This is a genomic window from Paraburkholderia sp. PREW-6R, from assembly GCF_039621805.1.
Classification (GTDB): domain Bacteria; phylum Pseudomonadota; class Gammaproteobacteria; order Burkholderiales; family Burkholderiaceae; genus Paraburkholderia.
In genome coordinates this window covers 227,726-242,111 of the sequence record NZ_CP155074.1, presented here as the reverse complement: position 1 = coordinate 242,111, position 14,386 = coordinate 227,726, and the positions used below count along the sequence as shown (strand labels likewise).

General features: G+C 60.1%; 16 protein-coding genes. 6 read left to right on the top strand and 10 right to left on the bottom strand.

Annotation, left to right across the window (positions count from 1 at the left end):
• Positions 1-62 precede the first annotated feature (62 nt).
• Together AAGS40_RS16400 and AAGS40_RS16395 are read left to right on the top strand one after the other, a co-directional pair.
• Entirely contained in the window at positions 63-674 is a 612-nt protein-coding gene (locus AAGS40_RS16400; protein WP_345815838.1) for a hypothetical protein, read from the top strand.
• 371 nt (positions 675-1,045) lie between these two features.
• Positions 1,046-1,945, top strand: coding sequence for a LysR family transcriptional regulator (locus AAGS40_RS16395; protein WP_345815836.1), 900 nt, complete (start codon positions 1,046-1,048; stop codon positions 1,943-1,945).
• Positions 1,946-1,966: 21 nt separating this feature from the next.
• Here AAGS40_RS16395 and AAGS40_RS16390 read toward each other — a convergent pair whose 3' ends face one another.
• The 10 genes from AAGS40_RS16390 to AAGS40_RS16345 all read right to left on the bottom strand — a co-directional run bounded on the left by AAGS40_RS16390 (position 1,967) and on the right by AAGS40_RS16345 (position 11,314).
• The gene (locus AAGS40_RS16390; protein ID WP_345815835.1) at positions 1,967-2,872 is read right to left on the bottom strand and encodes an isocitrate lyase/PEP mutase family protein; all 906 of its coding nucleotides are present in this window, start codon (positions 2,870-2,872) and stop codon (positions 1,967-1,969) included.
• A 65-nt stretch (positions 2,873-2,937) separates the two neighbouring features.
• A complete protein-coding gene (gene leuD, locus AAGS40_RS16385) occupies positions 2,938-3,555 on the bottom strand; it encodes a 3-isopropylmalate dehydratase small subunit (RefSeq protein WP_345815833.1) in 618 nt (205 codons plus the stop codon).
• The gene (leuC, locus tag AAGS40_RS16380; protein ID WP_345816586.1) at positions 3,552-4,976 is read right to left on the bottom strand and encodes a 3-isopropylmalate dehydratase large subunit; all 1,425 of its coding nucleotides are present in this window, start codon (positions 4,974-4,976) and stop codon (positions 3,552-3,554) included. Before leuC ends, leuD begins: the two co-directional genes overlap by 4 nt.
• A complete protein-coding gene (locus AAGS40_RS16375; protein WP_345815832.1) occupies positions 4,976-5,863 on the bottom strand; it encodes an isocitrate lyase/PEP mutase family protein in 888 nt (295 codons plus the stop codon). The genes leuC and AAGS40_RS16375 overlap by 1 nt, the downstream gene beginning before the upstream one ends.
• 13 nt (positions 5,864-5,876) lie before the next feature.
• Entirely contained in the window at positions 5,877-6,653 is a 777-nt protein-coding gene (locus AAGS40_RS16370) for an ABC transporter permease (RefSeq protein WP_345815831.1), read from the bottom strand.
• The gene (locus AAGS40_RS16365) at positions 6,650-7,408 is read right to left on the bottom strand and encodes an ABC transporter permease subunit (protein WP_345815830.1); all 759 of its coding nucleotides are present in this window, start codon (positions 7,406-7,408) and stop codon (positions 6,650-6,652) included. Before AAGS40_RS16365 ends, AAGS40_RS16370 begins: the two co-directional genes overlap by 4 nt.
• Positions 7,405-8,268 (bottom strand): ABC transporter ATP-binding protein, encoded by an 864-nt coding sequence (locus AAGS40_RS16360; RefSeq protein WP_345815828.1) that lies wholly within the window; start codon positions 8,266-8,268, stop codon positions 7,405-7,407. Before AAGS40_RS16360 ends, AAGS40_RS16365 begins: the two co-directional genes overlap by 4 nt.
• 7 nt (positions 8,269-8,275) lie before the next feature.
• Positions 8,276-9,271 (bottom strand): ABC transporter substrate-binding protein, encoded by a 996-nt coding sequence (locus tag AAGS40_RS16355; protein ID WP_345815827.1) that lies wholly within the window; start codon positions 9,269-9,271, stop codon positions 8,276-8,278.
• 243 nt (positions 9,272-9,514) lie between these two features.
• The gene (locus AAGS40_RS16350; RefSeq protein WP_345815826.1) at positions 9,515-10,264 is read right to left on the bottom strand and encodes a GntR family transcriptional regulator; all 750 of its coding nucleotides are present in this window, start codon (positions 10,262-10,264) and stop codon (positions 9,515-9,517) included.
• A 162-nt stretch (positions 10,265-10,426) separates the two neighbouring features.
• A complete protein-coding gene (locus tag AAGS40_RS16345; protein WP_345815825.1) occupies positions 10,427-11,314 on the bottom strand; it encodes a LysR substrate-binding domain-containing protein in 888 nt (295 codons plus the stop codon).
• Between the two features lie 155 nt (positions 11,315-11,469).
• Here AAGS40_RS16345 and AAGS40_RS16340 point away from each other — a divergent pair, with 155 nt between their 5' ends.
• From AAGS40_RS16340 to AAGS40_RS16325, 4 genes are all read left to right on the top strand, one after another.
• Complete coding sequence (locus tag AAGS40_RS16340) at positions 11,470-12,237, top strand: glutaredoxin domain-containing protein (RefSeq protein WP_345815823.1); 768 nt, start codon at positions 11,470-11,472, stop codon at positions 12,235-12,237.
• Positions 12,238-12,537: 300 nt separating this feature from the next.
• Positions 12,538-12,741, top strand: a complete 204-nt coding sequence (locus AAGS40_RS16335; RefSeq protein WP_345815822.1) for a hypothetical protein — start codon at positions 12,538-12,540, stop codon at positions 12,739-12,741.
• A 601-nt stretch (positions 12,742-13,342) separates the two neighbouring features.
• Positions 13,343-13,927 carry a GntR family transcriptional regulator gene (locus AAGS40_RS16330; protein WP_345815821.1) on the top strand — a complete coding sequence of 195 codons (585 nt, stop codon included), beginning with the start codon at positions 13,343-13,345 and terminating at the stop codon, positions 13,925-13,927.
• A gap of 179 nt (positions 13,928-14,106) precedes the next feature.
• Complete coding sequence (locus AAGS40_RS16325) at positions 14,107-14,262, top strand: DUF3309 family protein (protein WP_345815820.1); 156 nt, start codon at positions 14,107-14,109, stop codon at positions 14,260-14,262.
• Positions 14,263-14,386: the final 124 nt, after the last annotated feature.

Sequence of the window (14,386 nt, the reverse complement as noted above, 5' to 3'; positions counted from 1 at the left end):
GAGATCGCAATGGATAAAATGCCCAGCTCCTGAATGCCCGCCGGGCAAAAACACAAGCGAGAATGAGCAGGTTCATCCGTTTCGATCTCTCAGTGGAACTGACTACCGAGTTACTGCATCGCCACCAGAAAGGCAAGCTTGCAGATGCTGATTATCGCCACCAGATTCTCGTTGGACGATTTACCAGAGAGACACTGACGGCGATAAAAATCCCCGATCGCGCTGTCGTCACGTCGGTGCGCCTGCTTGTCAAAATAATGGAAAAACACGGCCTTTCGCCCGAGACGGTCGCTTCTTTACGCAAGCTCCTTCTTATTCCTGCGGCCGTCTTTCAATCGGCAACCGAACGCGAGAGCATCGTGGTCGTCACCGTCGAGGCGCCAGACGGCAAAAATCCTTTACTGATCGCCGTGCGGGTCGACGTGCCGGATTCAGCAAACAAGCCGAACATTCACTGGATGGCCAGCGCATATGCAAAAGACGATCCCACAGTCATCGATCGCTGGAAGGCCAAAGGGCTTTTAATCTGGAAAAGGGAATCGCGGATTGACCCTGCAGCCGGCATGCTGAGCCTGGCGAGCGCAAATGCAAATGCAATTCAAAACAAAGGAGACGCCGAAATGCAAAAGGCCGCGACGCGGCCTGGAAATGAAAAAGCCCAAGTCCACGGATAGCCGACCGTCTGCTGCTAGTCAGGTATTTTTCGTAGCCCTTGGGCAACATTGATTCTGGGGCACTGCCTCTCGTTTGTCAACCAACGTACACACTCAGCCCACCTGCACAACAAAGGCTCCAGCCTCCGTAATCGCAGCATTTCTCCGGCTGGGATTGCCACTCGTCGCGATTCGGACTCGCTGTAACCATGACCGGGCCTCGTCCGGTCGGCCGGAGGACGCCACGTCATCCGCTGCGCACGTGCGTCCGCAAAAGTTCGTCTCGTGACCGTTGTCGCGCCTCGTGCGAAGCCTCAACCGCCGGCTTTCCACCTGCGCATCAGAAACGGTGATAATTTAATCCACTTACAAGAAAATCTTATGCATCCGCGATGAGACCTTACCTCCCGCTAAACGCGTTGCGCGCCTTTGAATCGTCAGCCCGGCATCTCAGCTTCACGCGCGCCGCAGCGGAGCTGAACGTCACTCAGGCAGCCGTTAGCCAGCAGGTCAGATCGCTCGAAGAGCGGCTTGGCACCACGCTTTTCAAACGCCTGCCGCGCGGCCTCGCGATGACGGACGAAGGCCTCGCGCTGCGTCCCGTGCTCACCGATGCGTTCGACCGGATCGAAGCCGTACTCAAACAGTTCGAAGGCGGCCACTTTCACGAAGTGCTGACAGTCGGCGTGGTGGGCACCTTCGCCGTAGGCTGGTTGATGCCGCGCCTCAACTCGTTTCGCAAAGCGCACCCGTTCGTCGAATTACGACTGCTGACGAACAACAATCTCGTCGACCTCGCGACCGAAGGCCTCGACTTCGCCATCCGTTTCGGCGACGGCACGTGGCCCGGCTCGCGCGCCCGACACCTGCTCGACGCGCCGCTCGCGTTGCTGTGCACGCCGGAAGTTGCCGCGCGGCTCTCGTCGCCCGAGGACATTGCCAACGAAACCTTGCTGCGCTCGTATCGTGCCGACGACTGGATGAACTGGTTCGACGCCGCCGGCATTCCACCGCGCCCGGTTCGCGGCCCCGTGTTCGATTCGTCGCGCCTGATGGTGGAAGCCGCCATGCAAGGCGCTGGCATCGCTCTCGCGCCGGCCCTGATGTTCGATCACGAGATCAACACCGGCCGGCTCGTGCGGCCATTTCGCGTCGAAGTCCATGCGGGCAGTTACTGGCTCACCTGGCTGAAGGGCAAACCCATGACCGCTGCCATGTTGCTATTCAGTCAGTGGATCGTGAAGGAAGCCACATCGAACCCCACCGACACCGCCGACACCGCCGACACATGACACACATGTAGCCGACGCCCCCTACGCAGAGTCCGCTTTGCGTTCCATTGACGCTGCTGCGATGTTGTACGACGCTTCTTGCGCGACGGCCTCATCCAGACCGACAAAGCGATTGAACTCTTCGAACGACGTCATGCGGTCAGCGACCGCATCCGTCGACCCTTCACGCATGAAAATTTCCATCATTTCCTTGACGGCCTTGTGCATCGCGAACATCGGCTCGATCGGACACAAAGCGTAATCGAAACCTAGTTTGTACACCTGATCGAGTGTGAGATACGGACTTTTTCCCGAGCGCGCCATGTTGAAGAGAATTGGCTTACCCAACGGCTTCAGCCTGCGCACGATCTCCTGCATGTGTTCGATGCTTTCCGGCGCGTCCGCATACAAACCGTCCGCTCCGGCTTCTGCGTAAGCCTGGAGGCGATGAATCGCGTCGTCGAGGCCGGTCACCGCGATGGCATCGGTACGCGCGACGACGAAGAAGTCGGGATCGGTGCGCGCGGCCAGCATGGCGCGCAATTTCGCCTGCATCTCTTCCGTGGGAATGACCTGCTTGCCGGCGAAGTGCCCGCATTTTTTTGGCACCGCCTGATCTTCCAGATGAAGCACGGACGCGCCGGCTTCTTCCCACAGGCGAATGGTGCGCTGCACGTCGAGAATGCCGCCATAGCCGGTATCGGCGTCCGCGAAAACAGGCAGCGTAGTGACGCGGCAGATACGGCGAATATGCTCGAACATTTCCGTTTGCGTCAAAAGGCCCACGTCCGGCTGCCCTGCAACGATCGCGGAGGCTGCGAACCCGCTCACGTACAGCGCTTTTGCGCCTGCCTGCTCGGCGAGTTTCGCCGTCACGGCATCATGCGCGCCGAGACACACGAATGGCGGCGACTTCAACAATTCCCTGAAATGTGCTGAACGGCTCACAGTGCTGCTCCGGTAGATTGAATCGGGCAAGATCCGGCCACGCGATGCGCACCGGACGCGTGATGTCACTTCATGTAAGCCCAACCGCGTTTCACCTGATCCTCGCGGCGAAACGCATCGATCGTGCTGGCAAGGCGCAGCGTTTGATCGACTTCGTCAAGCCCTTCGAGCATGAGCGACTGCCGGGCAGGATCGAATATGAAAGGTATCTCGTCGATTCCGGCGGCGCGAATTTTCAGCTCTCGCAAATCGACTTCGACGAGTGTTCCATTGGCGGCCACCGACGCGATCTTCCCGATCAGCGCGGCGTCGAGGCAGATTGGCAGCAAGCCGTTCTGTAGACAATTGTTGTAAAAGATATCGCCGAACGAAGGGGCAATCACGCAGCGAATGCCAAACTCTTCGAGCGCCCACACCGCCATTTCGCGCGAACTGCCACAACCGAAATTGGCACCGCCGAGCAGAATGCATGCATGCCGGAAAGCCGGCTGGTTAAGCACGAAGTCTTCGCGCTCGCCCTGGTCGGGACCACCTTCACGATAGCGTAGCGTTTCGAAGAGCCACGGCCCGAGTTGCCCGCGCACCAGTTGCGCAATGCGTTCAATGCGAATGATCAGATCCGTATCGACGTTATTGCGCAGCAAAGGCGCAGCAGGTCCTTTGACCACCGTGAACGCTTTCATTGCGCGACTCCTGTCTGCAACGCTGCGGGCGACGCGATATGTCCCGCCAGCGCACTCGCGGCGGCCACGGCGGGGCTGGCGAGATGCGTACGTGCGCCCGGTCCCTGACGACCCACGAAGTTCCGGTTCGAAGTCGATACGCAGCGCTCGCCCCGCCCGACCACGTCGCCGTTCGCGCCGACGCACATCGAGCAGCCCGGTTCCCGCCAATCGAAACCGGCTTCGCGAAAGATCTGCGCGAGACCTTGTCTCTCGGCTTCGCGCGCCACACTCAGCGAACCAGGAACCACCCACGCCTGAACGCCCTCGGCCACGTGCTGGCCGGCGACCACGCGCGCTGCCGCCTGCAGATCTTCAATACGGCTATTGGTACAGGACCCGATGAATACGCGGTCCACGTGAAGTTCATTCAGATGCTGCCCCGCGTGCACGCCCATATAGTCGAGCGCGCGTTGCAATGCTTCGCGCCGCGCGGGATCGGATTCATTCGATGGGTCGGGCACTTCGGCGTCGATGGCGATTACGTGTTCAGGGCTCGTGCCCCACGTCACTTGCACGCCGATTTTCGTTGCGTCGATATCGACTTCACGATCGAATGGCGCATCCGGGTCCGTGGCGAGCGCTTTCCAGTCTTTCAGTGCAGCGTCGAAGTCCGCGCCTTGCGGGGCATAAGGACGGCCTCGCAAATAAGCGAAGGTTTTTTCATCCGGCGCAATCAGGCCAAATTTCGCGCCCAGTTCGATAGTCAGATTGCACAGCGTGAGCCGCGCCTCGATGGACAGCGCCTCGACCGCTTCGCCGGCAAACTCCACCGCGTAACCGGTGCCGGCGCCCGCGCCGAGCGCACCGATGACGTAGAGAATCATGTCTTTCGACGTCACGCCTCCCGCGACCGTGCCGTGAATGCGTACCCGCATGGTGCGCGGCTTCTTTTGCCGCACGGTTTGCGTGGCGAGCACGTGAACCAGTTCCGTCGAGCCGATGCCGAACGAAAGCGCACCCATTGCACCGTGCGTACAGGTATGGCTGTCCGCGCAGACGATCAACGTTCCGGGCAATGACAGGCCAAGCTCCGGCCCAATGACGTGAACGATGCCCTGATTGCCTTGGGCACCAATATCGAACAGCGGAATGGCGTGCTTCCCCACCTGATCGCGCAGTGCGTCCACCATCGTGGTGCTCCAGTCCGCGTCGCCTGCCCTGCGGCCTGGTTGCGTGGAAATCACATGGTCGAGCGTAGCGAACGTCAACTCGGGATGACTGACAGGCAGATCGCGCGCTTCGAGTACGCGTATTGCCTCCACACCCGTCAATTCATGCATCAGGTTGCGATCCACCTGCAACAGGTCGATACCGCCAGGCAGATTCGCGATGACGTGGCTGTCCCACAGTTTGTCGAACAGCGTGCGTGGCGTACTCATCATGCGGCCTCGCTGGCCTGCGCGTGGCGCTTTTCGAACTCCCACACGTCGGGAAAGCCGACGAGTTCATGCAACTGATCCATCGTGTACGAAGGGACTTTCAGGTCGACCGAATCGCCATGTTCGAGCAGATGGCGGTAGGCGCCATCCAGTGCGGCGGTGGCGGCGGCCATGCCGATCGACGGATAGATCGCGATGCTGAAACCCCACTCCTTCAGTGTTGCGCTCGGTACGACGGGCGAGCGCCCGGTCGGGACCATATTGGCGAAAATCCATGCACCCGTATCCGCCAGCTCACCGCCAATGCGCTTGAATTCCTCCGCCGTTTCGGGCGACTCGACGAACACGATATCCGCGCCTGCCTTTGCGAAAGCTTTCGCGCGTTTGATCGCTTCATCCAGACCGAGCGTGGTGCGTGAATCCGTGCGCGCGATAATCAGCATGTCGTCGCTACGGCGCGCCTCCAATGCGACTTCGATCTTCTTCAACATCTCATTGAGCGGCACCACCTGGCGACCTTGCGTATGACCGCATTTCTTCGGCATCACCTGATCTTCCATCTGGATCGCCTGCACGCCCGCCGCTTCGTAACCTCGCACGGTATGGCGCACGTTGATGAGGCCGCCGAAACCGGTGTCCGCGTCCGCAATCAGCGGCTTGCCGATGCCTTCCGCGATCTGCCTCGCACGTCCAACCATATCGGCATAACTGACGAGGCCCGCATCGGCGACGCCGAGATAGGAACCGGATACGCCATATCCCGTCATGTACAGCGCGGCGAATGGCAGGCGATCGGCTACACGCGCCGAGAACATGTCGAACACGCCGGGCGCCACCACGAAACGGCCGCTCTTGAGAATCTCTTTCAGCTTTTCTGAAGTACTCATCGACATCTCCCGCTCAGTTGCTATGTGTAAGGCGCCGCTGCCACGCGAGCAACAGCAGATTGACGAGCGTTGCGAAGACGAACAACATCAGCGCAAGCGCCATGATCGTGCTCGTTTCGCTGCGATTCATCGCGATCATCAACATATGGCCGATACCACTTTGCGACGCGAACATCTCGCCGATCAAGGTGCCGAGCAGCGTCAGCGAAAAGCCGATCCGCAAGCCCGCGACCACTTCCGGCACGCATGCGGGCAGCAGAACATGGCGAGCAAAGGCGGCGGGACTCAGGCGATAGGTGCGCGCCGCCCGCGTATAGATGGGTGGCATGTTACGCACGGCGTTCATCGTGAAGATCGTGATAGGCACGACGCCATGCATCACGCCGAATACGATCTTCGCCCACAGTCCGAGACCAAACGCGAGCAGTACCACCGGATATAACGTGACTTTCGGAATGGAATAGAAGCCCATCATCAGCGGTTCCATCACGTCGGCGGCCAGCTTGCGCATGCCGAGCAGCATGCCGAGCAGTACGCCGCATACGGCCGAGATCAGAAACGCGGAACCGAACGCAACGCCGGTGACATACAGGCTCGCCGGAAAGTCCGGATCGCTGACAATGTGGATCGCGCGCTGCACGGTGCGCCACGGTGTGGTCACGGCATCCGGTCCGAGCACGACGCTCATCATCTGCCACAACACAATCAGCACGATGACCAGCGCCAGACCGTCCAGCCAGCGCCGCGCGTGCCTGGGTCTCGCGGTATGGGCTACGACAATCGTACTCATGCGGCCTCCCTGCGAATACGCCGGTAAAGCCGCGCTTCCGCCGTGCGCAGCAGCGCATTCAGCGTGCCGACGAAGAGCAGCATCAACACCATCAGACCGTACATGGTGGGATTGTCGAAGTTGTTGTACGCAAACGCGATCTGGTAGCCGAATCCCGAACCTGACAGCACGAATTCGCCGGCCACGACCGCGATGAACGCATACACCACCGTGAGCTTGATGCCCGTGAAAACAAAAGGCAGACTCGACGGCAAGGTGATGAGCCGGATTTCGTCGAACGTGTTCAGGCGGCATACACGGGCCGTTCGCATCAGCACGCGCGGTACGCGTTCGAGGCCATTGAGTGTATTCACGGCCATTGCGACAACCGCAAAGAGAAAGCCGATGCCCACGAGTGGCCAACGGTTCAAACCGAACACCACGATCAGGATCGGATAGAGCACGAATACGGGCACCGCGTAATACGACAACAGCAGTGGATCGAGCACACGGCGCACGCGCGGCAGCCGGAACAGCAACACGCCGCCGACGAACCCCACCACCACCGCAAGCGCAATCGCAAGCAGCGCGGTGCCGAGCGTTTGCAGAATATCCGTTGTGTATTGTCCGGAAAGCAGCAGTTGCACCGCGCTCGTGATCATCTTCGATGGCGGGATGAACGACACCGGGTTGATCCACGCCGCCCGGCTCGCGATTTCGAGCAGCGCAATGAGGCCGACGACGAGCCCGAATCGCCAGCGCGCAGCGGCATTCATTGCTGACTCCCGAGCGCCTTGAGCGCCTCTTCACGCAGCAGGCCCCACACCTGGGCCGTCAGTTCTCCGAAGCGTGCGTCGAGCGCGGTCGTGCTGTCGCGCATGCGCGGCCAGCCGGTTTCGATCGTCGCAATGAAGCGGCCAGGGCACGCCGACATCACACCGATCCGGTCGGATAGCAGCACGGCCTCGTCGATCGAATGCGTGATCAGCAGAATGGTTGCGCCGGTATCGCGCCACAGCTTCAGCGTTTCGTCGCCCATCAGCAGGCGCGTTTGCTGGTCGAGCGCGCCAAACGGTTCGTCGAGCAGCATCAGGCGGGGACGCACGACCATTGCTCGTGCGATGCACACACGTTGCCGCATGCCGCCCGACAGTTGCGCCGGATACGCTTTGGCGAACGACTTGAGGCCCATGAACGAAAGCGCGTGATCGACCCGTTCGCGCACTTCCGTTTCCGCCACGCCGGCCTGCCGCGCAGCGAATGCCGCGTTGTCGAACACGTTGAGCCACGGAAAACTCGCGTCCTCCTGAAACACGACGGCCACGCCATCGGGCACCTGCGCGCCAACCGGCCTGCCTTCGAATGTCACCGTGCCGCCACTCGCCGGATTCAGACCGGCGAGCACGTCCAGCAATGTCGACTTGCCGCACCCCGATGGTCCGACGACGGAGAAGAACTCCCCCGCTCGCAATTCGAGACTCACTGGACCGAGCGCATGAAAGGGCGGCTTCCCGTCCCCACCGTGATAGATACGGGTGACGTCGGTGAGCGTTGCCTGAACGCGCTTGCCGTCAGGCGATAACGCACTCGGTGCGACAACGGAGATATTCGGCTTGTGACGTGATAGAGCGCTCATCGATTCCTCACTTCCTGCTGCGCAGATCGGCCGGCAACATGGATTCGTCGACGATCTTCGACCAGTCGAACGGACCCTCCGGAATAGCCTTGACGAGTACCAGGCCTTTCAGGACTTCGTCCATGCTCTTGTAGTCGAGGCTGCCTTCGCTCCAGTACTTCGGGTCGGAATCGAGCACATTGTTGATTGCCGATGCCGCGACCGCCGGGTCCAGCTTGTACTCTTTCGCGAGAATCTGAGCCGCCTCGGCGCGATGGGCCGCCATATAGACCACTGCTTTGCGTCGCGCCGCAATGATCCCGCGTATCACGTCAGGATGCGCTTTCAGATAATCGGTGCGCACAATGCCGACCGTCTGCGTCTCATTCGGCACGACATCATTCGAGCGGAACGCAATGCGTAGCCCCTCTTTCTTCGCGCTATATGACGGCTCGGTCATGTAGCCGACATCCACCGCACCCTGTTGCAACGAAGTGAGCATCCCGCTCGAACTGCCAACCGGTTTGCGTTGCACCTGACCGAGCAGGCCGACGCGATCGAGCGCAATGGTGGAGATCATGTCCGTGGTCGACTTGGGACTGCTATAGCCGATCGTCTTGCCCTTCATCTGTTTGATGTTGGAGATCGAGCCGTTCTTCAATTCGACCCAGACGAGGTCTCCGAGACTTTGCACGCCGCCATGCACGATCGTCAGATCCACGCCCTGCTTCACCGCTGCAATCGCGGCGGGTAGCGCGACTTCGCCATAAGGAATTTCCGACGCCATCGCGTTACGGATACTCGTGCCGCCGCCTTCGGACGTAATGAAGCCCGTCACGTCCACTTTCTCGTCCTTGAAATAGCCTTTGTCGAGCGCCACTGCGAAAGGCACGCCGTACATGCCGTCGCCCCAGTGCGTGACCGTCAGCGTGGCCGCGTGTGCGCCGACACCCGCAAGCGCCAGGCACGCGCTCAGACAGACGCGCAGACCGATGCCTCGCGCGACATTGCGAATCGCTTCCATGTGGTTTGTCTCCATCCACGGTTGACGGTCAGTGGGCCGTCTTTTTGTTATGCCGCCGCGCGCCAGGAAAACTACGACTCCGAACTTTCCTGCGCCGGCAACGGGACAACAAACGGACTCGTCGAATCAGGCAAATCCGATTACTGTGTAAGTTAATGTATGCATTAAATCGGCAAAAGTACAGAAGAACGACGGACATCAGAGGCTGGGTTTACCCGTCTGAAGCGAATCGATCCTCATGATTCAAGCCTGATGTATTCCGTGCTGTTGCAGCACCGCAGTCTGCTCCCGCCAGCCACGTTCGCGATGTGCGCGGTACAAACGGCTCGCGCGCGCTGCGTCGCCGCGACGCATCGCCTCGATAATTTCGTAGTGCTCGGCGATCGATTTCTTTGGCTGCGGGTGTGGGCGAAGCTGCTGCGTAAAGCGCCTGACCCGATGAACCTGATCGCGGCAGTTCATCACCACCTGCGTGAGGCGCGCGTTGCCCCCCAGATGCACGAGTGCCTCGTGGAACGCCTCGTCCGCTTGAGCCCACGCCTGCATGTCCTGAGAGGCAAGTGCCGCCGTCATCTGCTGGCAGGCGTTTTCCAACGGAGTGAGGTCTGCGTCGCTGCGCGCCGCCACCAACGCAGCAGCGGTGGATTCCAGACTGATCAGCACCTGATAGATATGACTGATATCGGACACCGACGTCGGCACGATTCGGATTCCGTGGCGCGGTACGATTTCGACTAGACCTTCACCCTGCAGCCGGATCGCGGCTTCGCGAATCGGCGTGCGGCTCACGCCGAGCATCAACGCGAGTTCCTGCTCCAGCAGGTAAGAGCCCGGGGCCAGTTCGCTTTCGATGATTTTGCGCCGAAGGCTTTCGTAGGCCTGTTGCGACGAGTTGCCGTTGCGCGTTTCGATTGGCGGGTCCACCTGCGCGATCTGTTCCGCTGCGGGGCGTTTCGCCATGCGTGGCGACGCGGACGGTTTGCGATCTGACACGACGTTTCTCCTCGCGGCGCCCGTAGACGCGGCAATGCGACCCGGTAGAGCGAACTTTGCTTCGCACGCAACGCGTCTTGCTCTCATGTCACGATGCTAGCACCGCCTTTCGCGCGACGACACAAAGGGAAACGCTTACTTCAGTGAAGTGCTGCGCCGCCCTCACCCGCGCCGCAGATGCGCGACCAGCAGACTGCAGGCAACCGGCAACGCGGCGAGGGAGCGTACCGCGAGCAACAACTCGCGCTCGGCCCATGCGTCGGTCAGTGAAACCACCGACAACCCGAGAGTTTGCGCCTGGTGCTGCGCCACTGCATGCGGCATCACGCCAAGTCCGAGACCCGCGGCAATCATCAGACATTGCGCGTCGTAGCCAGTCACCTGAATCCGCAGGTTGACCGACCGCGCATGCTCATGCGCGGCGCGCGTGAGTTGCTGACTGATCGCCGTATCAGGAGGCAGGCCGACATACTCGAAATCGAGCGTATCGGCGAAAGCAACGCACTGATGTCTCGCCAGCGCTTGATCTGGCGGTATGACGAGCGCCAGACGGTCATGATGGTAAGGGAAGGTCTGCACATCGTAGCCGTGCGGCACGGACGTGAAGATGCCGATATCCACCGCATTTTCGGCGACGGCCTTCACCACGCCGATACTCGACTTCTCTTCGAGCTGAATGTGAATACGTGGATATTGGCGCGCAAACGACTGAATCTCTCGTGGCAGGAATTGCACGACCGACGACACGTTTGCCCCAAGCCGGATCAGACCGCTCACGCCGCTCGCGTAATCGCGCATGTGCACGGCAATGTCGTCCAGTTCATGCAGTGCACGATGGGCCAATGCAACGAGACGCTGGCCGGCGGCCGTTGCCTCGACGCCTTTATTGGTGCGCCGCAAAAGCGCGATGCCAAGTTGCGCTTCAATCTCGCTGATTCGCTTACTGATTGCTGCCGCAGCAATATGCTCACGCTCCGCGGCCGCGGCGATCGTACCGGCCTCTGCGACGCTGATAAAGAGCCGGAGTGAAAGCGGATCGAGAGTGGCCATGCTGTCTCACTGAGGTTCGAACATTGCGCGTCCATCCTGCCATCGTCGTTCGCGATGACGGCATGGTCAAGCACTGCTTTGCGTCGACGTGCGGCGGGGGAACAATGACATGAACCCCCGCCCCGTCCGAGGCGAACCGTCTGGAGGAGAACGCCATGCAAACCGCGACCCATGCAAAGATCAAAGTGTTCTGGCAGCCCGGCTGCTCGTCGTGTCTGCGCACGAAAGAGTTTCTGACCAAACAGGGAATTGAATTTGAATCGATCGACGTGCACAACGATCCCGACGGCCGCGAGCAACTCGCAGCGCTCGGCGCACGCAGCGTGCCGGTGGTGGCGCTCGGCGGGAAATACACCTTCTGTCAAACGATCAATGACGTCATCAAGTTCCTCGATCTGAAGACGAAGGCCATGGAGCCTTTGTCCCCTACCGAGCTGGTCCAACGCCTTGAGCTTGTCCTCGAATCCAACGCGCGCTACGCACGGCAATTCAGCGGTCCTGCATTTACACAGCCGTTCAGGAACCGGAACCGCACGCCGGCCGGGCTGACCTTTCATGTCTTCCGTGTGGCGGAGATGGGTATTCAAGCGGCACAGCAGACGGAGCTGCGATTTGAGGGTTTCGATGAGGTGCCGCCCGCCGAGTGGGGACCGGAAGAGATCGCGGTCTGGGGACAGAGCGTCAGGGCGCGCTTACGCGAGTGGTGGGATGGCGAAACAGATCGTTCGCTTGCTTACGACGTGCCGACTTATTACGGCCGACGTCCGATGCATGAAGTACTTGAACGGACTGCCTGGCATAGCGCGCAACATACGAGGCAGGTCATGTTGATGCTTGAAAGCGAAGGGGTGAAGGTGGATCGTCCGCTAACGTCGGAAGATCTTGCCGGTTTGCCCTTACCGGATGAGGTCTGGGATCGGTGATGAAGGGCTGAGGCCTTGCCATCGCGCATACTCCCGATAAGCTGGTGTGAGCAGGCTATCGCTCGACAACGCGCTGACAATGAAATAACCGGATCGCCGCACGGTCGCTATGCTTTAGATTACCCAAAGCCATATCGATGCCGCAGTGCGACGATTATCTTTTTAATTCCTTGACCACACGACGCTGATTTTTTAATATTAGCGTCGCTGACCTGGACTGACTCCAACTCGCTTCACCCTGACGCACTGTATAACAATGAGAATTAAAGACCGAGGGCTCACGGGGGTTAACAAATGACAATGGATGATGATATAGCGCACGTCGCCCGGGTGATGGTGCCTTCTCTAAAAGCATTCAGGGGACAGCCGGTGATTCCGCCGGATTACTGGCGTAAAAGGCTACAGCGCATACAGGAAGAATTTCCGCTAACGCAGATGCAGACCTTTCAGATCAAGGACCTGTTGGGAGAATTGGACCGGTTTGAGGCGGCACGCAATCTGTAATGGTCGTCAGGCAGCCAATCCATGTTATCGCTTCACGAGCGGCTGGAAATCAGAGATCGTTTCCTTTTAACGATTTCCCAGCCATCGGCGCTATTTCGCACCAATCGCCAAAGACCAGCCGAAGTCAGCGTTTGCAGAGCGACTGCTCAATTCGTTGACTCTCCGTGCCGCTCGTTGCTGACGCAGTATTGAGCTAATCGAAGCATAGCGCCGACGGTCCGCACGCGCCGGTCTCTCGCGCCTAATGTTCTCATCGGTGTGCCGGGTTTTTGCCTGTTAAAGCAGTTCTGACCACTCGTGTTTTATTGGTGACGCTGTTTGCCACCACACCACCAACCCATCGCTTAACGGCGCCGTTTATCCGAACGCAGCGGCGTCAGCGCAACCCAAACCGCCCTCCGGAACGTCGCCCGCACGTGTTGCACGGGCGCTCAATTGCACCCGCCTATAATCTGTATCGACCCGAATCCGCAGCGGCCACCCTGCCGCACTCTCTCAGGCGAACCAGAACGTCCCCATGCCCAGCCCGCGCGAAACTTCTACGGACACCGTGTACCAGCAGCTCCGCGCGAAAATTCTCAGCAACGAGTTTCGTCCGGGCATGCAGCTCCTTGAACGCGATCTGGTCAGCCTGTTCGGCGTCAGCAGAACGCCAGTCCGCGAAGCATTGATCCGTTTGCAGAAGGAAAATCTTCTGCAAATCGTGCCGCGTCACGGCATTCGCGTGCGGCAGGTGTCGCTTGCGGACATCGAAGAGATCTATCAGGTACAGACGAGCCTGGAGGCAACGGCGGCAAGCGTCGTCGCGAGTGCGAAACTGCGCATGAAAGACTTCGCCGCGTTCGAGCAGGCCTGCAACGCGATGGACCGCGCGCTCTTACGGAACGACGCCAGCGCCTGGAGCGCCGCAGACGAGGCCTTCTATAGGCATCTGCTCAAACTCGGCGGCAATCCGCGCCTCACGCAAATCGTGAACGAATGCTGGGATCAGATCCGGCGCGTGCGCGACCTGACGTTGCGCCTCACCCCTTTGACCGGAATGCCCGCGCCACAACATCGCGCCATCATCGATGCCATTCGCGCGGGCGACGCTGCCGTCGCAGAGCGCCTGTGCCGCGAATACCGCGCGCGCTGCCAGCAGTTTCAGATCGATACCCTGCAAAGGTTTCGCATTCTCGAAGTTTGAGGCGGATGGCAACGAGCGCCGGTCCGAGCGGAACCAGCTCGGATGGGAAACCCGTGGCACGACGTTTGCTCACCCCGAACCATCGATATTGCCTTTCGCAAGCTCGTCTGGAAAGCGACAAAGCGGGCATGCGTGGCTGTCGAAAGGCAGGTCCTGTCAACCAAGCGGAGGTCATTAATATGTTGGGAACTATTCTTCTGATCGTGCTGATTCTCCTCCTCATCGGTGCGTTTCCGTCGTGGCCGCACAGCCGTTCGTGGGGCTACGGCCCGACCGGCGGCATCGGTATCGTGGTCATCGTCGTGATCGTGCTGTTGGTGACGGGCGTCATATAGCCGACCGCGAGTTCGGGCATCCGGATCCTCGATTGATCCGGACAGGCCGCCGGCTACCGACGCGATTCACTGCGCGGTCATCCGGCGGCCTTATCATGTGAATCCCAGAAACACTTTCGTGCCT